Source organism: Trinickia sp. LjRoot230 (assembly GCF_964253315.1).
GTDB lineage: Bacteria > Pseudomonadota > Gammaproteobacteria > Burkholderiales > Burkholderiaceae > Trinickia.
Map to the genome: position 1 here is coordinate 1,127,731 of NZ_CAXUQX020000001.1, position 19,497 is coordinate 1,147,227.

24 protein-coding genes, 1 tRNA gene and 1 pseudogene are annotated in these 19,497 nt (G+C 61.8%); 21 read left to right on the forward strand and 5 right to left on the reverse strand.

The genetic code is table 11. The annotated features are described in order from the left end of the window. Window positions 1-441 precede the first annotated feature (441 nt). On the forward strand, window positions 442-1,158 hold the full coding sequence (locus tag ACSQ20_RS05290) for a helix-turn-helix transcriptional regulator (RefSeq protein ID WP_436018119.1): 717 nt from the start codon (window positions 442-444) through the stop codon (window positions 1,156-1,158). Between the two features lie 246 nt (window positions 1,159-1,404). Here ACSQ20_RS05290 and ACSQ20_RS05295 read toward each other — a convergent pair. Next, a pseudogene (locus tag ACSQ20_RS05295) lies at window positions 1,405-1,566 on the reverse strand (hypothetical protein); the annotation flags it as partial. A gap of 306 nt (window positions 1,567-1,872) precedes the next feature. Between ACSQ20_RS05295 and ACSQ20_RS05300 the strand changes: the two are divergent. The 7 genes from ACSQ20_RS05300 to ACSQ20_RS05330 are packed head-to-tail and all read left to right on the forward strand — an operon-like array spanning window position 1,873 to window position 10,803. Further along, window positions 1,873-3,549 (forward strand): methyl-accepting chemotaxis protein, encoded by a 1,677-nt coding sequence (locus ACSQ20_RS05300; RefSeq protein WP_436018121.1) that lies wholly within the window; start codon window positions 1,873-1,875, stop codon window positions 3,547-3,549. Window positions 3,550-3,580: 31 nt separating this feature from the next. Further along, on the forward strand, window positions 3,581-4,096 hold the full coding sequence (locus ACSQ20_RS05305; protein ID WP_436018123.1) for a chemotaxis protein CheW: 516 nt from the start codon (window positions 3,581-3,583) through the stop codon (window positions 4,094-4,096). Window positions 4,097-4,104: 8 nt separating this feature from the next. Further along, window positions 4,105-5,541: a CheR family methyltransferase gene (locus ACSQ20_RS05310; RefSeq protein ID WP_436018125.1), complete on the forward strand. Its 1,437-nt coding sequence runs from the start codon at window positions 4,105-4,107 to the stop codon at window positions 5,539-5,541. Beyond that, window positions 5,522-6,256, forward strand: coding sequence for a chemotaxis protein CheW (locus ACSQ20_RS05315; protein ID WP_436018127.1), 735 nt, complete (start codon window positions 5,522-5,524; stop codon window positions 6,254-6,256). Before ACSQ20_RS05310 ends, ACSQ20_RS05315 begins: the two co-directional genes overlap by 20 nt. Then, entirely contained in the window at window positions 6,253-8,646 is a 2,394-nt protein-coding gene (locus ACSQ20_RS05320; protein WP_436018129.1) for a hybrid sensor histidine kinase/response regulator, read from the forward strand. Before ACSQ20_RS05315 ends, ACSQ20_RS05320 begins: the two co-directional genes overlap by 4 nt. Continuing rightward, window positions 8,643-9,647, forward strand: coding sequence for a chemotaxis response regulator protein-glutamate methylesterase (locus ACSQ20_RS05325; RefSeq protein ID WP_436018131.1), 1,005 nt, complete (start codon window positions 8,643-8,645; stop codon window positions 9,645-9,647). The genes ACSQ20_RS05320 and ACSQ20_RS05325 overlap by 4 nt, the downstream gene beginning before the upstream one ends. A 46-nt stretch (window positions 9,648-9,693) precedes the next feature. Further along, the gene (locus ACSQ20_RS05330; protein ID WP_436018133.1) at window positions 9,694-10,803 is read left to right on the forward strand and encodes a diguanylate cyclase domain-containing protein; all 1,110 of its coding nucleotides are present in this window, start codon (window positions 9,694-9,696) and stop codon (window positions 10,801-10,803) included. Window positions 10,804-10,874: 71 nt separating this feature from the next. Here the strand turns inward: ACSQ20_RS05330 and tnpB are convergent, their stop codons facing one another. Then, a complete protein-coding gene (tnpB, locus tag ACSQ20_RS05335) occupies window positions 10,875-11,204 on the reverse strand; it encodes an IS66 family insertion sequence element accessory protein TnpB (RefSeq protein WP_436018135.1) in 330 nt (109 codons plus the stop codon). A gap of 958 nt (window positions 11,205-12,162) precedes the next feature. Here tnpB and ACSQ20_RS05340 point away from each other — a divergent pair. The 10 genes from ACSQ20_RS05340 (at window position 12,163) to ACSQ20_RS05385 (ending at window position 15,881) form a co-directional block, all read left to right on the forward strand. Next, complete coding sequence (locus ACSQ20_RS05340) at window positions 12,163-12,468, forward strand: helix-turn-helix domain-containing protein (protein ID WP_436018137.1); 306 nt, start codon at window positions 12,163-12,165, stop codon at window positions 12,466-12,468. A gap of 361 nt (window positions 12,469-12,829) precedes the next feature. Beyond that, window positions 12,830-13,774: a hypothetical protein gene (locus tag ACSQ20_RS05345; RefSeq protein ID WP_436018139.1), complete on the forward strand. Its 945-nt coding sequence runs from the start codon at window positions 12,830-12,832 to the stop codon at window positions 13,772-13,774. Next, window positions 13,774-14,127 (forward strand): hypothetical protein, encoded by a 354-nt coding sequence (locus ACSQ20_RS05350; RefSeq protein ID WP_436018140.1) that lies wholly within the window; start codon window positions 13,774-13,776, stop codon window positions 14,125-14,127. Before ACSQ20_RS05345 ends, ACSQ20_RS05350 begins: the two co-directional genes overlap by 1 nt. Window positions 14,128-14,129: 2 nt before the next feature. Beyond that, entirely contained in the window at window positions 14,130-14,297 is a 168-nt protein-coding gene (locus ACSQ20_RS05355; RefSeq protein ID WP_436018141.1) for a hypothetical protein, read from the forward strand. Between the two features lie 135 nt (window positions 14,298-14,432). Continuing rightward, window positions 14,433-14,642: a hypothetical protein gene (locus tag ACSQ20_RS05360; RefSeq protein ID WP_436018142.1), complete on the forward strand. Its 210-nt coding sequence runs from the start codon at window positions 14,433-14,435 to the stop codon at window positions 14,640-14,642. Further along, window positions 14,639-14,851: a hypothetical protein gene (locus ACSQ20_RS05365; protein WP_436018143.1), complete on the forward strand. Its 213-nt coding sequence runs from the start codon at window positions 14,639-14,641 to the stop codon at window positions 14,849-14,851. Before ACSQ20_RS05360 ends, ACSQ20_RS05365 begins: the two co-directional genes overlap by 4 nt. Beyond that, window positions 14,848-15,039, forward strand: coding sequence for a hypothetical protein (locus tag ACSQ20_RS05370; protein WP_436018144.1), 192 nt, complete (start codon window positions 14,848-14,850; stop codon window positions 15,037-15,039). Before ACSQ20_RS05365 ends, ACSQ20_RS05370 begins: the two co-directional genes overlap by 4 nt. Beyond that, complete coding sequence (locus ACSQ20_RS05375) at window positions 15,036-15,524, forward strand: type IV toxin-antitoxin system AbiEi family antitoxin domain-containing protein (RefSeq protein ID WP_436018145.1); 489 nt, start codon at window positions 15,036-15,038, stop codon at window positions 15,522-15,524. The genes ACSQ20_RS05370 and ACSQ20_RS05375 overlap by 4 nt, the downstream gene beginning before the upstream one ends. Further along, window positions 15,517-15,681, forward strand: a complete 165-nt coding sequence (locus ACSQ20_RS05380; protein ID WP_436018146.1) for a hypothetical protein — start codon at window positions 15,517-15,519, stop codon at window positions 15,679-15,681. Before ACSQ20_RS05375 ends, ACSQ20_RS05380 begins: the two co-directional genes overlap by 8 nt. After that, window positions 15,678-15,881 carry a hypothetical protein gene (locus ACSQ20_RS05385; protein WP_436018147.1) on the forward strand — a complete coding sequence of 68 codons (204 nt, stop codon included), beginning with the start codon at window positions 15,678-15,680 and terminating at the stop codon, window positions 15,879-15,881. Before ACSQ20_RS05380 ends, ACSQ20_RS05385 begins: the two co-directional genes overlap by 4 nt. Here the strand turns inward: ACSQ20_RS05385 and ACSQ20_RS05390 are convergent. Continuing rightward, complete coding sequence (locus ACSQ20_RS05390) at window positions 15,878-16,204, reverse strand: hypothetical protein (protein WP_436018148.1); 327 nt, start codon at window positions 16,202-16,204, stop codon at window positions 15,878-15,880. The genes ACSQ20_RS05385 and ACSQ20_RS05390 overlap by 4 nt on opposite strands. Window positions 16,205-16,273: 69 nt before the next feature. Between ACSQ20_RS05390 and ACSQ20_RS05395 the strand changes: the two genes are divergently transcribed. The 3 genes from ACSQ20_RS05395 to ACSQ20_RS05405 all read left to right on the forward strand — a co-directional run bounded on the left by ACSQ20_RS05395 (window position 16,274) and on the right by ACSQ20_RS05405 (window position 18,432). Continuing rightward, window positions 16,274-17,224 (forward strand): IS5 family transposase, encoded by a 951-nt coding sequence (locus tag ACSQ20_RS05395; protein ID WP_436018149.1) that lies wholly within the window; start codon window positions 16,274-16,276, stop codon window positions 17,222-17,224. Window positions 17,225-17,680: 456 nt separating this feature from the next. Continuing rightward, window positions 17,681-18,163: a DUF2778 domain-containing protein gene (locus ACSQ20_RS05400; protein ID WP_436022927.1), complete on the forward strand. Its 483-nt coding sequence runs from the start codon at window positions 17,681-17,683 to the stop codon at window positions 18,161-18,163. Beyond that, on the forward strand, window positions 18,160-18,432 hold the full coding sequence (locus ACSQ20_RS05405; RefSeq protein WP_436018150.1) for a hypothetical protein: 273 nt from the start codon (window positions 18,160-18,162) through the stop codon (window positions 18,430-18,432). Before ACSQ20_RS05400 ends, ACSQ20_RS05405 begins: the two co-directional genes overlap by 4 nt. 230 nt (window positions 18,433-18,662) lie before the next feature. Here ACSQ20_RS05405 and ACSQ20_RS05410 read toward each other — a convergent pair. Both ACSQ20_RS05410 and ACSQ20_RS05415 read right to left on the reverse strand, forming a co-directional pair. Continuing rightward, a tRNA-Ser gene (locus ACSQ20_RS05410) sits at window positions 18,663-18,752 on the reverse strand. A gap of 52 nt (window positions 18,753-18,804) precedes the next feature. Next, window positions 18,805-19,464 carry a UdgX family uracil-DNA binding protein gene (locus tag ACSQ20_RS05415; protein WP_436018151.1) on the reverse strand — a complete coding sequence of 220 codons (660 nt, stop codon included), beginning with the start codon at window positions 19,462-19,464 and terminating at the stop codon, window positions 18,805-18,807. Window positions 19,465-19,497: the final 33 nt, after the last annotated feature.

Here is a 19,497-nt window from a genome sequence, read left to right on the forward strand (position 1 = left end):
AGCGGCTCCTGAAACAAATGCATAGCACTGCTAAACGATAAGCGGTGCTCGATTGCCCATTGCTCGCTCCAGCTTAGGGAGGAAATGACGGATAAGGTAGCCCGCTCCCAAAGGTTGAGAGGTACGCGCGTAGCTGGCACAGCGACTGCAATTTAATGATGGGAACGACGTCGGAAGTTGAAAACGTTTACGACTCACCGAAAGCGGCTATCGTCGCTTGTTTGAATTGGCGTCTAAAACCCAGTATATGGATGACAGGCATGGCTTTTCTGGACCGAAACGGGTATTTCCAGAATTTCTCAAATACTAAGATTGGTGCTGGCAAAAAAGTTTGAAAATCAAATCCCCATCGCGTAATGTATGCCTTAAATCAAAACCTGAGAGCGCCGGATAGTTTTGTCGGCGAGTAGACCATTCCCTGAAACGCCGCCCGGGGGCGACATGCTTGGTAAATTCGTTGAGTCACCGCTATGGAACGCGCTAGACCCCGATGCATGGTTTAGCGAATTATCTGAAATTGGAAAGAGACACAATTTTGAATACACGATATTCGCGTTATCGGCGAGAGACAATTTGCCGTTCGACGAGGCCTACTATAAGTGCAATCATTCGGTGGTCTGGCGTAAGATTTACGAGCAAAAGCGGTACTCCAGAATCGATCCGATCGTGCGACATTGTTTATCGCACTTGATGCCCTTGGTATGGGGTCCCGCTGATTTCGCCGAATCAGAGGAACGGTTTCTTTATGAGCAGGGGTGTGGCTTCGGACTACGTTGGGGAGTGGCGCTTCCGATTCATGGCCCCAAGCATGAAGTGGGTATGTTGTGTTTTGCAACTAGCGCTAAATTGAGCGAAACACCTCCCGACCTTGTGCACGATTTACCTCATCTTGGGTTGGTGCGCGATATGGCATATCAAACGGGATTGCGCTTTGCCAAGCAAAGCGCACGCGCTGTAGCGCCAAAGCTGACACCTCGCGAGATGGAGTGCCTTAGGTGGATGGTGTCCGGAAAATCGACGTGGGAAATATCAATGATATTGAAGCGTTCGGAAGCGACCATTAATTATCACGTCATGAATATCAGAAACAAGCTGGGCGTCCATTCGCGGAGCGCCGCAATGATAAAAGCCATGGGGATGGGGTTGCTCGAGGCTTGAGGGGAAGAGGCCACGACGGGCGGAGCGGCTCCGGCAGTTCCGCCCGTTCACCGCCCGTTCACCGCCCGTTGCCTTTCGAGGTGACGTATGTGTACGCGTTGCTCGAGGATCCATCTCCTCGCGGAGTGCAGAGCGTGTATTTTTCCGAGGAACGGTTCCCTCTGACGCATCCATTTCAGCGTTAATCACCAAGACCGAGCCGTAATTCACGACATACGCCTTTATTCCGTCTCTGGAAAATGCCGCTCGGAGCGGGGTGCCTCCTGCAATTCGGTCGGAAATCGCGCCAGTTTGTGTGTCGGTTTCCGTGTCGACGACCGACACGGTGTCGCTATAGTTATTGGTTACGTACACCTTTTTTCCATTTGGGGAAGTCTTGAGCAGTTCGAGCAATTGGTCTTGCCGCATCTGAGCCGTGGCCGACGTGGGCCGGCGCCAACCCTGGCGTGGTGGATTGGGCGGTATTCGAGAAATCGTGCGCGTGCGACTTACACGTCACACGCGCACGAAAGTCCGTTTCTTGGAGGGCGCCCTTATTTGTTGGCCGATGACACGTTTTTCTTCTAGTCTTATGAATACTCCCAGGTCGATTTTCGCCAACCTCCAACCAATGTGCCCCTGAATATCGGGCAACGTCACACCCCTGTCCAAATTGTCCGGAAAGCGCTTTCCGAGCTGCGGCCCACTTACCCCTTTTTGAACGAGGCATCGAAAATGGCCACTGCGACGCCACGCGCAAGCAATGCGGCCCTGCCAGGCAGGCTCCGCGGCGGCCGGTTCACGCTCGGCAATCGCATCGTGTTCAGCTTCGGCGCACTTTTCGTGCTGATGCTTGTCATGGCCGCGATTTCATACACGCGTTTGCGCACGATCGACGACGAAGCGGTCAGCCTGGCGCGTGATTCGGTGGCGGGCCTGTATATGTCGACGTCGCTGCGCGCAGCGTCGAACGAGAGTTACGCGACACTCGCGCGCGCGATTTACGTCGACAGCGACCCCGATGGCGCGAAGCGCGATCTCGACCGGTTGCCCGACATTCTGCGCAAGTTCGATCAGGTTTCGGCCGGGTATCAGGCCACACTCTTTCGAGACGATGACCGCGAGTATTTTCGCGCGTTCAGGGCAGCCTATGAGCAGTATCTGCCGCTGCTCAACGACGTGGCACGCCAGGCTCAGACATCGAGGCCGGCGGCACAGGCTGCCTTCGTGCGCCTGACGCCGGCCTGGGAAAACGTGATTCGCGCCGGGGAAACCCTCGTGAACGAAAACCACACGCGGGCTGACGAATCGGCGCAGCTGATCCGCAACTCGGTCATCGGCACTGAAATCACGCTGGCGACGGCGTTGGGCATCGTGTTACTGGTCGCGCTCGCGAGCGGTTACGCGCTCTACAAGGCGGTCACGGTGCCCATGGCACGGCTTGTCGAAGTGCATGACGGCATGCGCACGGGCAACCTGACGCAGCGGCTCAACCTGCGTCGCAACGACGAATTCGGCACGCTCGAGGACGGCTTCAACCGGATGGCCGAAGAGCTGACCAGCGTGGTCGCGCAGGCGCAGAAGTCGTCGCTGCAGGTGACGACGTCGGTGACGGAGATCGCCGCGACGTCGAAGGAGCAGCAGGCAACCGCGAGCGAGACCGCCGCGACGACCACCGAGATCGGGGCGACATCGCGCGAAATCTTTGCCACGTCACGCGATTTGCTGCGCACGATGAACGAAGTCTCAACGGTCGCGGAACAGTCGGCGACGCTTGCTGGCGCAGGCCAGAGCGGCCTCGCGCGGATGGAAGAAACGATGCGCAGCGTGATGGAAGCCGCTGGCTCGGTCAACGCGAAACTCGCTGTCCTCAACGAGAAGGCGGTCAACATCAATCAGGTCGTCGCGACTATCACTAAGGTCGCCGACCAGACCAACCTGCTGTCGCTGAACGCGGCGATCGAAGCCGAGAAAGCCGGCGAGTACGGCCGCGGTTTTGCGGTGGTCGCGACCGAGATCCGTCGCCTTGCCGACCAGACCGCGGTGGCGACCTACGACATCGAGCAGACCGTCAAGGAGATCCAGTCGGCCGTGTCCGCCGGCGTGATGGGCATGGACAGGTTCTCCGAGGAAGTGCGGCGCGGCATGCAGGACGTGCAGCAGGTCGGCGGCCAGCTCTCACAGATCATCACCGAGGTGCAGACGCTTGCGCCGCGCTTCCAACTGGTCAACGAAGGCATGCAGACGCAGGCAACCAGTGCCGAACAGATTACGCTGGCCCTGTCGCAGCTGTCCGAGGCCGCGCAGCAGACCGCGGAGTCGCTGCGCCAGTCGTCGCAGGCGATCGACGAGCTCACGCTCGTCGCCAACCAGTTGCGAACTGGCGTGTCGCGCTTCAAGATCGAAGCCTGACGCACCGGCAACGCTTCAACGAGCGATTGCGATGCTCTTTCTCCTGTTCGAACTTGACGGCGACCGCTACGCGCTTGACGCGGCCGGGATCGTTGAAGTGCTGGCGCGTGTGCCAACCAAGTCGATTCCCGGCGCACCTGCATGGATCGCGGGGGTGTTCGAGCGGCACGGCGAGTTAGTGCCGGTGATCGATGTGCCGCAGCTCGCGCTCGGACGGGCGGCACGCAAGCTCCGCTCAACGCGCCTCGTCATCGTGCGCTACGGCACGGTCGACACCGGGCACCATCAGGCTCGCGACAACAGCAGCCGTGAGCCGGTGCATATGCTCGGTCTGATTGTCGAGCGCGCGACGCAGACGCGCCGCATCGAATGCGAGCAGTTCGCCGAAAGCGGCGTCGCAACGCCGCACGCTCGCTGGCTTGGGCCCGTCGCGAGCGACGCCACGGGACTCGTTCAATGGGTCGAAGTGCAGCAGATGCTCGACGACAACGTCAAGGCGTTGCTGTTTCCGCAAACGCCGCAGCAGCCGCAACACGCACACAGGTGAAGGACGCCATGAACGCCACCGATCAGCGTTTTGAAAACTGGCTCTCGCGCGAGACCGGTATCGATGCGTCGTCGCTCGGCATCAACGCGCTCGAGCGCGCGGTGTTCGCGCGCATGCGCGTAACCCAGTCCGACGCCCGTCTGCACGCCTCGCATCTTTCCCTCGGTGCAACGGTGACCGACGACCCGGCGGTGAGTATCGACGATGACGTCATTGACGCGTACTGGCAGATGCTGAACTCATCGCCGGACGAGCGGCAGGCTTTGGTCGAGGCGCTGGTCGTACCGGAGACATGGTTCTTTCGCGACAGGGAGGCATTCGTCGCGCTCGCGCGGCTCGCCAACGAACGGCTTGTGCGCGAGCCGGCGCGCGTGTTGCGCGTGTTGAGTGCGCCCTGTTCCACTGGCGAGGAGCCGTATTCGATCGCGATGGCTTTGCTCGACGCGGGCATCGGCGCGGCGCGCTTCACGATCGACGCTCGCGATATCAGTGCTCGCGCGATAGAACTTGCGCACAGAGCGGTCTATTCGCGCAATTCATTTCGCGGCCATGCGCTCGAGTTCCGCGAACGCCATTTTCGCGCAACAGACGACGGCTGGCTGCTGAACGAGCGCGTCCAACAGGCGGTTCACTTTGCGCAGGCGAATCTGCTTGAGCCGCCGCACGGCGCCGATGCACGCTACGACTTCATCTTCTGCCGTAATCTGCTGATCTATCTTCATCGGGAGGCGCAGGATTGCATGATCCGCCTGCTCGACGCACAACTCGCTGACGACGGCACGATCTTTTTCGGCCCGGCCGAAACTGGCTTGATGATGCGGCACGCGATGACCTCGGCGCACATACCGCTTGCTTTTGCGTTCCAGCGTGCGCGGCCCGGCGACACCGCTTTCCAGGTCGTCGCGCCTTTCGGCAAGGTGACCTCGACGCATGACGGGCAGTGGGCGCAGAAACTGCAGTCCGCTGCCTGGCCGCACCCTGCCGCTGCGCCAGTTGCCCGGTTGCCGTTCTTCGCTTCGAGCTCGAAGCCGGCACGTCAGCCGCTCGCGGCGCCGCCGGTACAAGCGCATGAAGAACCGCCGCTTTCGCTTGGCGAAGCGCGCCGTGTTGCCGACACCGGCCAGCTAGACGAGGCGCAGCGTCTTGCGCACGAATTCGTGATCCGGCGTGGACCGAACGCGGACGCGTTCCATCTGCTCGGGCTGATCGCCGACGCGCATGGCCGCAACGCCGATGCGAGTGATTTTTACCGCAAGGCGTTGTACCTAGAGCCGAATCACTACGAAGCGCTGACGCATCTTGCCGCGCTGCTCGATATGACAGGCGAGAGCGCCGCTGCACAGCAACTGATGCGCCGGGCGCAACGCGCCGCGATGCGGATGCCGATATCGCCGGCGGAGCAAGCTACCCACTCACGAGGATTCCATGGCTCACGGCGCCCTTGAAAAGCAGGGCGCGCTCGCGCTCGTCGATGACTGCTGGAATCGCATCGGCACGCGCGGCGACGGCTCGTGCCCGCGGTTGGCCGAGCATGCGCGCTGTCCGAACTGCCCGGTCTTCGAGCAGGCCGCCGCCGCACTGCTCGATCGTTCACCAGGCAACCTGGACCTGGCCGAAACCGCGTCCGTGACGCAAGCAGCGTTCTCCGATGAACAGGCAGGCACGGTACGGCGCGAGCGCGCCGGCGTCGACCCATCGACGACGCACTCGGCACTCGTGTTTCTCATCGCCGACGAATGGCTCGCGCTGCCGACCGCAGCGCTGCGGCAGGTCGACGATGTCCGGCCGATCCACCCGCTGCCGCATCGACTCAATCAGGCGGTACTCGGTCTCGTCAACATTCGCGGCGCGCTGACAGTCGCCGCATCGCTTGGCGAACTGCTGCATCTGGATCGTGCGGCCGCAGGCAGGCATGGAGGGGCGCGAAACGGCTATGCACGCATGCTGGTGGCTGCGCATCGCGGTGAACCGGTGGCCTTTCCAGTGGACGAAGTCGAGGGGGTGTTGCGCTTTGCGGCGTCCGCGCTGATGCCGTTGCCAGCGACGCTTGCGCACGCCATTGTTTCGCATACGCGAGGCGTGCTCGCGTGGCGCGACAAGACGATCGGCCTGCTCGACACGGACCGCGTATTCGATTCGCTAGTCCGGAGTCTGCGATGAGCACCGACGACGACCTGAGCCGCCTGTCACTGCTCGATCTGTTCCGCGAAGATGCGCAAACGCAGACGCGCGCGCTGTGCGACGGACTGCTCGCGCTCGAACATGTCCCAACGGATCCGCTAGCGCTCGAAGCCTGCATGCGGGCAGCGCATTCACTGAAGGGTGCCGCACGCATTATCGGCCTGCAGGAGGGCGTTGACATTGCGCATCTGATGGAGGAGTGTTTCGTCGCCGCACAGCGCGGCGAGCTGACACTCTCGGCGTCGCATATCGACGAACTTCTGCGTGGTGTCGACCTATTGCTGCGCGTCGGTGAGACTGATCCGGCGGCGGCCGTCACGCGAGCGGAAGTCGATGGGTTCGTTGCGCGTCTGTGCGTGCCCGGCGCAGCTTCGGACGATGCAGGCGACGCGGGCTCGGGTGTCTCAAGCGCATCCACTTCGAATGGCACGCAAGGTGAAACGAAAGGTCCGGACAGGCCGGACGACGCGATGCTGCGCACGGCGCTTGCGCTATTGGCCGCGGACGCGACGATGCTCCCGGTAAGCGCTGCTGAGGCGCCACGCGTTGTCGACGATGCTACCGAGCATGCGGCGGCGCCTGCGACCGACCTGCAACCACCCGTTCACGGGGACGCCGCGCGCGACCCGAACCGGATGCTGCGCGTGCGGGCGGACAATCTCGACAGGCTGCTGACCCTGTCTGGCGAGTCGCTGGTCGAATCACGCTGGCTCAAGCCGTTCGCCGAGTCGATGTTGCGCGTCAGGCGTACGCATCGCGAAGCCGCGCGTGCGCTCGACGCACTCTACGAACCCCTTGCGCACAGCCTTGATCCGTCTGCGCTCGCGGCGCTTAACCACGTACGTCAGACGCTCAGTAACATGCAGCAGCTGCTCGGCGAGCGTATCGACGAACTCGACCGCTTCGACCGACGCAGCACCAACCTCGCGCAACAGTTGTACGACGAAGCACTGCAATGCCGGATGCGCCCCTTCGGCGACGCGACGCACGCGTATCCGCGCATCGTGCGCGACCTTGCGCGTTCACTCGGGAAGCGCGTGCGATTCTCCATCGTCGGCGAGACGACCCGGGTCGACCGCGACATCCTCGATATGCTCGATGCGCCGCTCGGCCACCTGTTGCGCAATGCGCTCGACCACGGCGTCGAGGCACCTGAGCAGCGCATCGCGCGTGGCAAGACCGCCGAAGCGAGCCTGACGCTGGAAGCCCGGCATAGCGCGGGAAAGCTTCTGATCAGCGTGAGCGACGACGGCGCCGGTATCGATCTGGAGGGATTGCGCACGGCCATCGTGCGGCGGCGCCTGGCCGACGAAGAAACAGCGGCACGCCTGTCCGATCAGGAACTGCTCGAATTCCTGCTGCTGCCGGGCTTCTCGATGCGCGAGCACGTGACCGACGTGTCGGGACGCGGTGTCGGACTCGACGCGGTGCACGAAATGGTCAAGGCAGTACGCGGCACAGTGCGCATCTTCAACGAACCGGGGCAGGGTACGCGTTTCGTCCTGCAATTGCCACTTACCCTGTCGGTCATCCGCAGTCTGCTCGTCCAGGTGGACGGCGAAGCGTATGCGTTTCCGCTCGCGCACGTGCGCCGTACGCTCGAACTCGCGCGCAGCGACATCGACATGCTCGAAGGACAGCAGCATTTTTCGTTCGAGGGCCGGCCGACCGGGCTCGTCACCGCGCACCAGTTGCTCGGCATGGACGCATCGGATGAATCGCGCGCAAGTGCCGCGGTGGTCGTCATAGGCGACGAGCGCGAGACCTATGGCGTGGCCGTTGACCGCTTTCTCGGCGAGCGCATGCTGGTGGTCCAGCCGCTCGACAGCCGGCTCGGCAAGGTCAAGGACATTGCGGCAGGCGCGCTGATGGAAAATGGCGACGTGGTGCTGATCGTCGACGTCGAAGACCTGCTGCGTTCGGTGGGCAAGCTCGTACGTGGTGGCCAGCTTGACAAGGTGCGGCGCGCACAGGGCGTGGCCACTCTGAAGCGTAAGAACGTGCTGGTCGTAGAAGATTCGCTGACGGTGCGCGAGCTGGAGCGCAAGCTGCTCGAAAAGCGCGGTTACACCGTCACGGTGGCGGTCGACGGGATGGACGGCTGGAACGTGTTGCGCAGTGGAAGCTTCGATCTGGTTGTCACTGACGTCGACATGCCACGCATGGACGGCATCGAACTGGTCACGCTCATCAAACGCGACGCGTTGCTGAAAACAGTGCCGGTGATGATCGTATCGTACAAGGATCGCGACGAAGATCGCCGCCGCGGGCTCGATGCGGGCGCCGACTATTACCTTGCGAAAAGCAGCTTCCATGACGAGGCGCTGCTCGATGCGGTGCACGACCTGATCGGAGAAGCCCAGACATGAATATCGGCATCGTCAACGACCTGCCGCTTGCAGTCGAGGCCATGCGCCGCACGATCGCGTTGCGGGGCGAGCATCGTGTGCTGTGGGTGGCGACCGACGGCGCGCAGGCGGTCGACTGCTGCATCGCGCAACCGCCAGACGTCGTGCTGATGGACCTGATCATGCCGAAGTTCGACGGCGTCGAGGCAACCCGGCGCATCATGGCACGCGCGCCCTGCGCGATCCTGGTCGTGACGAGTAGTGTCGGCGCGAACGCGTGGCGCGTCTACGAAGCGATGGGCGCCGGCGCGCTCGATGCAGTCGACACGCCGACGCTCGGTGATAACAGGCTGGGCGATGCATCGCAGCCGTTGCTGGCGAAAATCGACCAGATCGGCCGCCTGCTGGGAAAGCCGCTCGTCTACCGGCAACGTCCGGGCACATCGTTGCGCCGAGACTCGCTGCCGTTTGTCGCGATCGGTGCATCGGCAGGCGGCCCGACCGCGCTTGCAACGGTGCTCGGTAAATTGCCGGCGGATTTCGGCGCACCGATCGTCATCGTGCAGCACGTCGACCAGGCATTTGCGCACGGCATGGCTGAATGGCTTGACGGCCAGAGCGCATTGACGGTGCGCGTCGTGCTTGACGGCGACCGGCCGCAGGCGGGCGAAGCGTTGATGGCTGCGACGAACGACCACCTGCGCCTGACGCGCGGCGGCTCGCTCGGCTACACACGCGAACCGGCCGATATGCCGTACCGGCCATCGGTCGACGTTTTTTTTCACAGCATGGTCGAGCATTGGCAAGGCGATGCGATCGGCGTGCTGCTGACCGGCATGGGCCGGGATGGCGCGATCGGCCTGAAAGCGATGCGCGCGAAGGGATACCAGACCATCGCGCAGGACGAAGCGACGAGCGCGGTTTACGGCATGCCGAAAGCCGCGGCCGCGCTCGACGCGGCACGATTGATCCTCCCGCTCGGGAGCATTGCCGACGAGCTGGCAGCGATCGTCAAACGGTGAGAACAACGTAACGCACATGGCGAGCATTTCCGGCAGAGGTATCAATATGCAAAACGATCAAATCGGGTCGCCAGACCAGGAGGCACCCGCCCGGCCCGCGGCGGATGGCGCCGATGCTGCACTCGACGCGGCACGCGTGGCGCTGGAGACGCCGCCGGCCGCCAATGTACCGGTCATGGTGCTGCTGGTCGACGACCAGGCGATCGTCGCGGAGGCGGTGCGCTTGGCGCTCGCAGACGAAGACGGCATCAATTTCCACTACTGCGCCCACGCCGACGAGGCGATGAAAGCGGCGATTTACACCCTGCCGACGGTCATCCTGCAGGACCTCGTGATGCCTGGCATCGACGGGCTGACGCTCGTCAAGGCGTACCGCGCGAATTCGGCGACGCGTGATGTACCCATCATCGTGTTGTCGACCAAGGAAGAACCGGCCATCAAGAGCGCCGCTTTCGCAGCGGGCGCGAACGATTACCTCGTCAAACTACCGAACCGTATCGAACTGGTCGCCCGCCTTCGCTATCACTCGCGCTCGTATGTCAATCTGCTGCAGCGGGACGACGCATACCGGGCGCTGAGACAGTCGCAGCAGCAGCTGCTCGTGGCCAATCTTGAACTGAGACGTCTCTCTCACTCCGATGGCTTGACGGGACTGTCGAACCGGCGCTATTTCGACGAGTATCTGGCCGCCGAATGGCGACGCGGCGCCCGAGAACAGGTCGAATTGTCGATGCTGATGATCGATGTCGACAATTTCAAGTTGTATAACGACACGTATGGCCATGTCGCGGGCGACGAAGTGCTCAAACGGATTGCGTCGACGCTGGAAGGGTGCGTCGGCCGGCCTGGAGACCTCGCCGCGCGTTTTGGCGGAGAAGAATTCGCGGTTGTGCTGCCACGGACGTCTATCGGCGGCGTACGGCTGCTGGCGGAGATCATTCGCCGCGAAGTTGAGGCGCTCCAGTTGCCGCATGCGAACTCGTCGGCGTGTCGGTACGTGACGATCAGTATCGGCGGGGCGGCCACCGTGCCGGTTCACGAAGTCGCGATGACGTCGCTGATCGAGGCTGCGGACCTCGCGTTGTACCGGGCCAAACACGACGGAAAGAACCGCGTCGTCGTGTGCGCGGATTCAGGCGCGAGCGGCGGCGGCTAAATCGAACATAAGCCGGGATTGTTGCACTAACCGGGGGCACCCCGCTCCTGAGCGATGGCAAGGCCTTGCGGCTATTGTTTTTGCCAACCCATCCGCGAGTAGGCCGCTGAGCAATCGTCAATCTCGTGTTGGGCGATGATCGGAAAAATGCCTGGTGTCGAAGCGTTGCATTGAGCCACCTGCCCAGTCTTCGGATCGCGAAAGACCGCAGGCGATGCGCAGCCAGCGAGCAGCAGCTTGATCCGATCGGCGCGCTTATTACGGAATACGTACACCGCTCGGGCAAACGGGTCGAGCCCCAGCGCTTGTTCGACCAACGCCGTCAAGCCAGTGATGTTCTTGCGGAAGTCCACCGCCTCGCGATGCACGTATACATTCAGATCAGCATCGAGCCGGAACATGACAGCGCATTAGCGTCTCGATCATCGTCGACATTAGCGCACACTCGTGCTCGTTACAGTCGAGCTTGAGCGTCACACCATTGGGCAACTGCGCAACGAGCTGCGATGGCGGCGATAGGCTATCGCACGATTGCGCATTGCCCATGCGAGTCGGTCGCCCACGAACGTCAGTTACTGAAGCTTCCATGTCGCCGATCTGAACCACGGGCACGAACGTTGGCGCTTGCCTCCCTATCGTCTGGAGCGCCGCAGCACCGCTGCGCTCGCGCTCGTAGTCACTGATCCACTGCGTAGCAGATTGGCGTTCACCGCGTGGTCCAGCGCCATCCTCGCGACCGACACCCCGGTTGCATGCATGCCTGAACCAATTCAAGCTTAGCCTTCGGGTCAAAACGCCGGCGCCGTCCGTCGCGCTCAAAGCCTGTCACCAGGCGTGACTTCAGATCATTGCTGGGCTCTGTCATTGCGTCCACCTCCTCGTTCAAGTGGACACAATCGTCGCCGGTCTAGCCTCGCAGAAACAGGGCGTCGATCATCGACCGCTTACGATCCAGTACGGCGAAGGGCGTATGGTCAAAGTTCGCGGCAAGTCGTGGCGGTGCTGGATTCTTCGCAATGCCAATCGATGGATTGGAGCCACACCGGTAGAGACCGCAACGGAGGCTGTCCGCGCTCGCGGATACGACGACGCGCCATCTGCAATGGATGTTCTAGCAGTGGCCACCAGTGATGGTGGCAAGGAAAATCACCCGTTCTGACGCCCAACCAACCCATCAGAACTGCCGCCCAAACTGCCGCCCATCGAAGCGGCTTTTTTTCGTGCCCGAAGCGGTTTCGGTTTCAGCAGGTTTCAGCTTTTCAGTTAGACCAGAAACCAAGCGTATTCACATCTGTGAATAGTGATTTTGGAGAAGCCTTATAGAAAACACGAAACCTGCCGGAACCGAAACCGCCGCAGATGCCTAAACGCACCCGTCTACATCACGCCATCGAAACCATGCGCCAGCTGTCCTGGATGCTGCTGCGACAGAAGCGGGTCGCGTCCAATACAGCGGACACGCTGCTATTGGCAGCCGTAGCCATCGGTGACCTGGAGGCAAAACCCATGACCGCATTCAAGCTGGCGGATTACATCGGCATTCCACGCGCCACGCTCATACGACGGCTGGCGAGAATGACGCGTGCGGGGCTGGTGATACGTGATCGATGCGGACGCTTCACCCTGACCGACGAAGCACGCGTGAGGTTTGCTGGCGTGGTGTGAGCGCGGCGCAAACGTGGGATGGCGACCTGGCGTCGCTGGAGGCGCAGGGGCTGGGGTAGCCCCCCCGTCACGGGTCCTTCGGGAGGCGGCAGGGGGGCGGGGACAGTGGCCGCGCGATATTCGACATCTGCGAGGAAACAGAAATCGCATTCCACATTGCCCATTTTCGCAGCGTGACGAACTGACGGGCGCAAAGAGGCGCAAAGCCAGCGCAGAAGCGGCTTTCGGGGCGCCATGAATAACCCGCAAAAGGAACAGCGTGCGGATGCGCATCAAAATCACACCCAAACGTCGCGATGCGTAGTCAGCAAGATGGAATGCAGCGCGATGCCAAAGCGAATTTCATCAAACGAGCTAACACATGCCCGACCTGAACGACTACAAGCCGCAAACGAACCCTGTCGCCCAAGCCGCCGACGCGGCAAAGCGCGCGATGGGTTTCCACGAACACTTCACCCCCGGCATCGAAGAACCGAAGCGCATTCCGATTGACGCCGTAGGCAGCAGCGGCATGCGCCTGGATCGCGCCCTGTCGCTGGCTGGCGCATCGGACGGTGTGTATGGGCTGAACATGGTTCCGTCCGGCGAGACGACCGACCTGGACCCGCGCAGCGTGATCGAGGCGAACAGCCGCGTTGTGATGGCTGGCGCGCGCCTCATCATCGCGCATCCGAAGCCGGCGCCGAGCTTCGGCACACAGCCGGTTTTCTATCACGACGACGCCCTGGTGCGCGGCGTGGACCCGGCACCCTTCGCCACCGTGGCGGATGGCGCCGATGCGACGCTTTCCGCGATGCCGATCCACGATGCGTCGTTCGGCTGGGGCGCCACGCCGCACCAGGCACTCCGCGCGAAGATCACGCGTGCAGACCACCGCGCAATCGGCGGCGACCAGTTGTACGACGCTTTCATGATTGCAATCCTGCGCGGCCTGGGCGAACTTGCCGACCAACTGCTGCTGAACGCAATCCTGGCAGCCACGCCGGCCGCCTTCACCTTCGGCGCAACTGCCGCGCGTCATGCGAAATACGACGAACTGCGCGCCCTGGTCGGTACATCCGGAACCGGCGCGGGAATCGCAGGCGATGGTTCGTTCCGCACTGGCGGCGTGTTCGCTGAATTAACCGCAGCGACCGACAAAACCGTGGTGGGCCTATTCAACCGTGCGGCCATCGCGTTGCGCCCCGAACTGTCCGTGCACGTCAAGCGCCTGAACGCGAATGGCGATACAGAACTGATCGTATTCGCGAACGCGCAGGCTGTCGTGCCGAACCCGGCCGGCGATTTCTTTACAGTGAACGCGTAATGCTCGCGCGCCTTCGCATCCTGGTGGGCGGGCGAAAGCCCACCGCAGCGCCTGCTAGCGACGAACTGCCAGCCGAAGCCGCAACCGTGATCGCCGCCGCAACCGTCGTGGATCGCGGTGCAGATGACGAAGGAAACCCGCGCGTGTTGGTGATGACCGCACGCGGCACGTTCCGCTATTCGTTCGACGGTGCGCGCGACTGGCTGCGGCAATCATTCCCAGCGTTGAACGAAGCGCAGACGGGCCGCGCTCTAAAGCTGCTGGCGAGCCGCGTCACTGAGTTTAAACGCACCGCCAGCGCGACGCGCACGCAACGCCATGCTTGGCGCGACTGGAAGTCATGGGAGTTCTGACCGTGAATGAACATCAACGCATCAGCCTGACGATTCCGCGCGACGTGCGCGAGCAAATCGAAGCCGAGCAGCGCGCCATGTCGCAGCGCGTCGGCGCAGAACTGAGTTTCAACCAGACCGCCACGGCACTGCTGCGGCGAGCGCTGGAGCAGCCGAAAACGGCGCACTGATTACCCCGGCGCCGCGCAGCCGGTCATGGGAAATGCGCGGGCAGGCTTGGCCCACCTGTTCCGTAAAACGGGCCACCCCTTCGCCCTGGCAGACGGCCGGCAATAGTCTGCCCCTCGACACAAACACACACGAACATGAGCACACGTACGACACTCACCGAAGCCGCCGACCAAGTTGGCGATGCATCCGCGCTGCTGGCGCGCTATCGCACGCTGCTAGTCGGCGCTGCAAACATCAACGCGCCTGTAGTTGGGCACGCCGTCAACGATCTGCGCCGGACGGCGACCGTGCTCGAATGCGCCGCCATCGCGTTGGCAGACGCGCAACGCAGGGAGGCAGCATGAAGGCCTTGCTGATGAAACTGTTTCGCCGTCGCGCCGAGCCTGCGCAAACGTCCGAAGCTGCCCCGCTGCCAGCGCCGGCATCTGTGCCGCGCAAGCCTGACGGCAAGCGCAAGTATCGCGGCGGCAAGCGTCGCCATCCCGCGCAGCCTGGCGCTCGACGAATCAATCCTGACGGCCCGTGGATGGATCAAGCGCGAGGAAAGCGATGAGCGGCGGTATAGACCAGAACAACCTCTTCGACCTGATGGTGGCGGCTGTCAACACGGCGGACGCAATCGCGAATGACACGCGTCAGGCGGCTAAAAACCGCGCGGTAGCGGCAATGATCCGCGATTCTGCGAAGGCATGGCGTCGCCCCGCGTTCGATTATTTCCGAGATTGGACACCTGCGGCATGACGACACCCGACACTCTTGTGACCGACGCGCAGCTGGCCGCGCTTGTGAACGTTTCGCCGCGCCGCATCCGCCAGTTGGCTGAAAGCGGCTTGCTGGAACGCGTAGAGCGTAATCAATACGCGCTCGGGGCTTCGATCCAGGCATTGCTGGAGGAAGCGGCCGGCAGCGGTTCGGCCCTGGTACGCGAGCGCACGCGAAAGCTGTCAGCCGAAGCGACGCGCGCAGAACTGGCGCTTTCGAAAGAGCGCGGCGAGGTCGCCCTTATAAGCGAGTTCGAGCGCGTGCAATCGGCCAAGTACGCGATCATCCGGCAGAAGATCATGCAGGTTCCGCAGCGTGCTGTCCTTCAATTGCTCGGATGCACCCAGGAAACAGAATTCAAAGCGAAATTGAAGGACGAGCTGACGCTCGCGCTAAAGACTGCGGCCCAAACCGAACCTGAACTGACAGACGAGACTGACGACGATGCAGACACCGATGAATGAAGTGATGCTGTCCGCGAAACGCGCCATGCAATTCCTGCGCGCGCCCCACGAAAGTGAAGCCGAGCGCGCGTTACTGGCAGTCACTACGGCTTTCATCCGCGCTGGCCGCGATGACTTGGCACATCGCGCCAGCGAACTTGCGATGGATGCGCGATGATCCCGAAGTTTTCGATTCGCGGCACTCCCGGCCGCGAGATTACGCAGAAGTCAGGCGATGCCGACACATGGGATGCGGTTGTTTCCCGTGTGCTCGGCCCCGTCATCACCGAAGCAGACCGCGAGCGACAGCGCGGCGATGCGTTGGCGCTCGCCGCAGCGGCAATGCGTGCCGCTGGCATCGAGCAATTGACAGCCTAGTACTCGCCAGGCTTCCAATCCGTCACGACGGCCGGCACATGGGTGTATCCCAATGTAGCGCAGAGGTGCAGACGGTGGAAGCCCTCGCGCAGTTCGTAGCGTTGCTCGCCCTCGCGCTGAAACAGCAGTAATGGCGGCAGCGGTGTGCCGGCGCGCAGTGCAGCCAGGATGCTGGCGCTGCGCACAACCCCAGGCCTATCGGGGTCGGGCTTGTCGAAATTCGGGGTGCCAGGACTCCGCGCCACCGGGTCAATCAACGCAATCGCCACCTGCTGTCCACCGGTGCTCGCGGGCGCTGCGCCGGAAGGAACAAAGTCTGACATGCCGGCCTTAGGGAGCATCTGATCTATTCGAGCCGTTAAGATTGATCCGTTGCCACTTGCCTCCGAGCCATGAAACAAACGACGTTCGCCTCGCTGGCGTTTGATGGAAAGAAGAAGCAGACGCGCCGGGAGCGTTTCCTGACGGAAATGGAAGCGGTGGTGCCGTGGACGGCGTTGCTGGCGGTGATCGAGCCGCACTATCCGAAGTCGGGCCGGCGTGGCCGACCGCCGATGCCGTTGGCCACGATGCTGCGGATTTACTTCATGCAGCAGTGGTACGCGTTGTCGGACCCGGCGATGGAAGACGCGCTCTACGAGATCGAATCGATGCGCCGGTTCGCGCAGCTTGAACTGTCGGACGATGCGCTGCCCGATGAGACGACGATCCTCAAGTTCCGACATCTGCTGGAGCAGCACGGGTTGACCTCGAAGATGATGAACGTCATCAACGAGACGCTGGAAGCACGGGGCATGCTGCTCAAGGGCGGCACGATGGTAGACGCGACGATCATCCATGCGCCGCCGTCGACGAAGAACGAGGGCAAGCAGCGCGACCCGGAGATGCATCAGACGAAGAAGGGGAACCAGTGGTTCTTTGGCATGAAGATCCACGTTGGGGCGGACGTCGATAGCGGCCTGGTGCATACGGTATCGGTGACGCCGGCCAACACGGCGGACGTGAGCGAGTTGCCGGTGCTGCTGCGAGAGAGCGATCGGGCGGTGTTCGGCGACAAGGGCTACGTGAACAACGCGTTCAAGCGTCTGGCGCGTGAAGCCGGTGTGTTCTGGGGTGTTGCGCTCAAGGGCAGCAAGCCGTATCCGCTGACGAGCGCAAACAAGCGCTTCAATCACCGGATGTCCTCGATCCGGGCCCGGGTCGAGCACGTGTTTCGGGTGATCAAGCGGCAATTTGGCTACGCGAAGGTGCGCTACAAAGGGCTGGCGAAGAACGCGGCGCAGGTGTTCTCGCTGATCGGCCTGACGAATCTTTATCTAGCGAGGCGAAAGCTGATGGCTTGATGGGAAAAATCCGTCCGCTGCCTCGGAAAATCGGCGCTCGGGGCCGATATGGCCTCGATTGGTAGCGTGATGGCCGGAAAAATCGATCATCGAAGCTCGCAGAAAATTGCTGGCATGAACGTCAACGTTCAAAACGTCAATAGATCAGATGTTCCTTAGCAACGAGTGCACGCGCCTCTGCTAATACGTATGGATCAATTGGCATTGATGCCCTCAATGATGCGCTTTTTGCTTATTTCCATCGCTACTGCTGCGCGCCGAGTCCGCTTCCCGGATGCATCGACCGCATGCAACACTGCCGTACTGCCCACGACGGCTCTTCGGCGGGGCGTCTACAAGCCGACTGTCGATCCGCTCCGTTACACTGCTTGTAGCCTACTAATGACCGTTGAACGTGGAATACCAACACCGCCCTCTATAATGCGGCTTAATCAAACAAATAAGAGGGCCAACGCCGTGCCAGTCAAGTGTTTTTTCGTGCTCAACAATCAACCGATGTCAATGCTCTTCTGCCCCGGCGTGGGCACTTTGCCCGCGTTTTCCGGGAAGCCAGCTTACGTCGATAACCCGGCCGCCACTGCGGTAGCAGAAACTGGCCCGTTACCGAAAGGAACGTACTACATCGTGAACCGTGAAAGCGGCGGGCGAATGGGGTGGCTGAGAGACTGGCTTAAGGACCGTGCGTCGCACGTTCATCACGATGAGTGGTTTGCGTTGTATCGCAATGACTCCGTTGTCGACGACTACACGTTTGTCAACGGCGTTAAGCGTGGCAATTTTCGGCTGCATCCTAACGGCCGCTTTGGCATTAGCGAGGGCTGCATAACTTTGGCATCGAAGAGTCAATTCGATAAGTTGCGCCAATTCCTGCTGTCTCAGGATACGAAGACCGTTCCCGGCACGACCATCAAATACTATGGAACCGTGGAGGTGCAATGAAACGGCTATTAAGCGGCTTCGCCGCCATTGTGCTGACAGTGCCGGTGTTTCTGATCATGACGCAGATCGATGCAGTTCCAGGGTGGCTATACAGCGAGCGCGGTTATGCGGTCCTCAGCCCGCTGTTTCACGTGTTCGGTGCGGTAGGAGTTGAAGGCCATGAAGACGTAGTGGTCGGTGTCTTGCTGGTCGCCAGCTTTGTCATTGCTTTTGCGATTGTCTGCGCGAGTCCTTCTCTATGGCGAGCCGCTCGCCGCACGAATCGATAGATACGCGATGCTCTGGAGGGCCGCTTTTTGGGTGGCCTTCGTTTGCTGGAGGGCAGCGGCGGTCGCACAAGACACGCCTGCCCACGCTCCTAATGGAAAAAGCCCTATCCACGGCAATGGACAGGGCTTTTTTACTTTTCTGCATCGCGTTTCGCCACATGGGTACGAACGTGGGTACTGCATGTTCTACCAGCAAAAACGCCTTAAAATCAGCGCCTTACAGACCAAGCTGGCGGAGGGCGTGGGATTCGAACCCACGAAGGCCGTAAAGCCTTGCCGGTTTTCAAGACCGGTGCATTCAACCGCTCTGCCAGCCCTCCGAGGGGAGCGATTGTAACTCGAAACGGGAGCGATGCGTCGGGCCGCATTCGACTACGCACCCCCCGAACGCTTGCCACGAACAAGCGCCGACGCTTTCCCAAGTGTCTCGACGATATCGGAAAACGCCTTGTGCCGCGTCTCGGGGTCCGGCGAGCGCAATGCATACGACGGATGCCAAGTGGCCAGCACAAGCCGTCCGCCGTGGTCCGTTACTGTGCCGAAGTAATCCTGCAGCCGGACGTGCGGATCTTGCAGCAGCGTCTTCAACGCCGTGCTGCCGAGCGCGATCACCACGCGCGGCCCGACATTCTCCAATTCCTGATCCAGCCAATATCGGCACGCTTCGATCTCACGCTGTGCCGGTGTCTTGTGTAAGCGGCGCTTGCCACGCAACTCCCACTTGAAATGCTTGACTGCATTCGTAATGAAGACGTCATCTCGCGCGACGCCGGCCTCGCGCATTGCATTGTCGAGCAACTGTCCCGCCGGTCCGACGAATGGTTTGCCTGCTCGATCCTCGCTATCGCCGGGCTGCTCTCCCACCATCATGATGGGCGCATGCTTTGCCCCCTCGCCGGGTACGCCTTGCGTGGCATCGTGCCAGAGCGCGCAGCGGCGGCAATCCTCGAGGGAGTCGGGCTGCTGATCGGGATCGGTTTCGGGAGGCGCGCCGGCAGTGCCGGGCACAGGCCGGCGTCGTTGTGCATTCATCGCGATTCGATCGGTCGTATCAGATCACTGCGC

Bases quoted from the DNA above. Each gene is read 5' to 3' on its own strand.
- ACSQ20_RS05290 (WP_436018119.1), top strand. From the start codon at position 442: ATGCTTGGTAAATTCGTTGAGTCACCGCTATGGAACGCGCTAGACCCC.
- ACSQ20_RS05300 (WP_436018121.1), top strand. From the start codon at position 1,873: ATGGCCACTGCGACGCCACGCGCAAGCAATGCGGCCCTGCCAGGCAGG.
- ACSQ20_RS05305 (WP_436018123.1), top strand. From the start codon at position 3,581: ATGCTCTTTCTCCTGTTCGAACTTGACGGCGACCGCTACGCGCTTGAC.
- ACSQ20_RS05310 (WP_436018125.1), top strand. From the start codon at position 4,105: ATGAACGCCACCGATCAGCGTTTTGAAAACTGGCTCTCGCGCGAGACC.
- ACSQ20_RS05315 (WP_436018127.1), top strand. From the start codon at position 5,522: ATGGCTCACGGCGCCCTTGAAAAGCAGGGCGCGCTCGCGCTCGTCGAT.
- ACSQ20_RS05320 (WP_436018129.1), top strand. From the start codon at position 6,253: ATGAGCACCGACGACGACCTGAGCCGCCTGTCACTGCTCGATCTGTTC.
- ACSQ20_RS05325 (WP_436018131.1), top strand. From the start codon at position 8,643: ATGAATATCGGCATCGTCAACGACCTGCCGCTTGCAGTCGAGGCCATG.
- ACSQ20_RS05330 (WP_436018133.1), top strand. From the start codon at position 9,694: ATGCAAAACGATCAAATCGGGTCGCCAGACCAGGAGGCACCCGCCCGG.
- tnpB (WP_436018135.1), bottom strand. From the start codon at position 11,204: ATGTTCCGGCTCGATGCTGATCTGAATGTATACGTGCATCGCGAGGCG.
- ACSQ20_RS05340 (WP_436018137.1), top strand. From the start codon at position 12,163: ATGCCTAAACGCACCCGTCTACATCACGCCATCGAAACCATGCGCCAG.
- ACSQ20_RS05345 (WP_436018139.1), top strand. From the start codon at position 12,830: ATGCCCGACCTGAACGACTACAAGCCGCAAACGAACCCTGTCGCCCAA.
- ACSQ20_RS05350 (WP_436018140.1), top strand. From the start codon at position 13,774: ATGCTCGCGCGCCTTCGCATCCTGGTGGGCGGGCGAAAGCCCACCGCA.
- ACSQ20_RS05360 (WP_436018142.1), top strand. From the start codon at position 14,433: ATGAGCACACGTACGACACTCACCGAAGCCGCCGACCAAGTTGGCGAT.
- ACSQ20_RS05365 (WP_436018143.1), top strand. From the start codon at position 14,639: ATGAAGGCCTTGCTGATGAAACTGTTTCGCCGTCGCGCCGAGCCTGCG.
- ACSQ20_RS05370 (WP_436018144.1), top strand. From the start codon at position 14,848: ATGAGCGGCGGTATAGACCAGAACAACCTCTTCGACCTGATGGTGGCG.
- ACSQ20_RS05375 (WP_436018145.1), top strand. From the start codon at position 15,036: ATGACGACACCCGACACTCTTGTGACCGACGCGCAGCTGGCCGCGCTT.
- ACSQ20_RS05380 (WP_436018146.1), top strand. From the start codon at position 15,517: ATGAATGAAGTGATGCTGTCCGCGAAACGCGCCATGCAATTCCTGCGC.
- ACSQ20_RS05385 (WP_436018147.1), top strand. From the start codon at position 15,678: ATGATCCCGAAGTTTTCGATTCGCGGCACTCCCGGCCGCGAGATTACG.
- ACSQ20_RS05390 (WP_436018148.1), bottom strand. From the start codon at position 16,204: ATGTCAGACTTTGTTCCTTCCGGCGCAGCGCCCGCGAGCACCGGTGGA.
- ACSQ20_RS05395 (WP_436018149.1), top strand. From the start codon at position 16,274: ATGAAACAAACGACGTTCGCCTCGCTGGCGTTTGATGGAAAGAAGAAG.
- ACSQ20_RS05405 (WP_436018150.1), top strand. From the start codon at position 18,160: ATGAAACGGCTATTAAGCGGCTTCGCCGCCATTGTGCTGACAGTGCCG.
- ACSQ20_RS05415 (WP_436018151.1), bottom strand. From the start codon at position 19,464: ATGAATGCACAACGACGCCGGCCTGTGCCCGGCACTGCCGGCGCGCCT.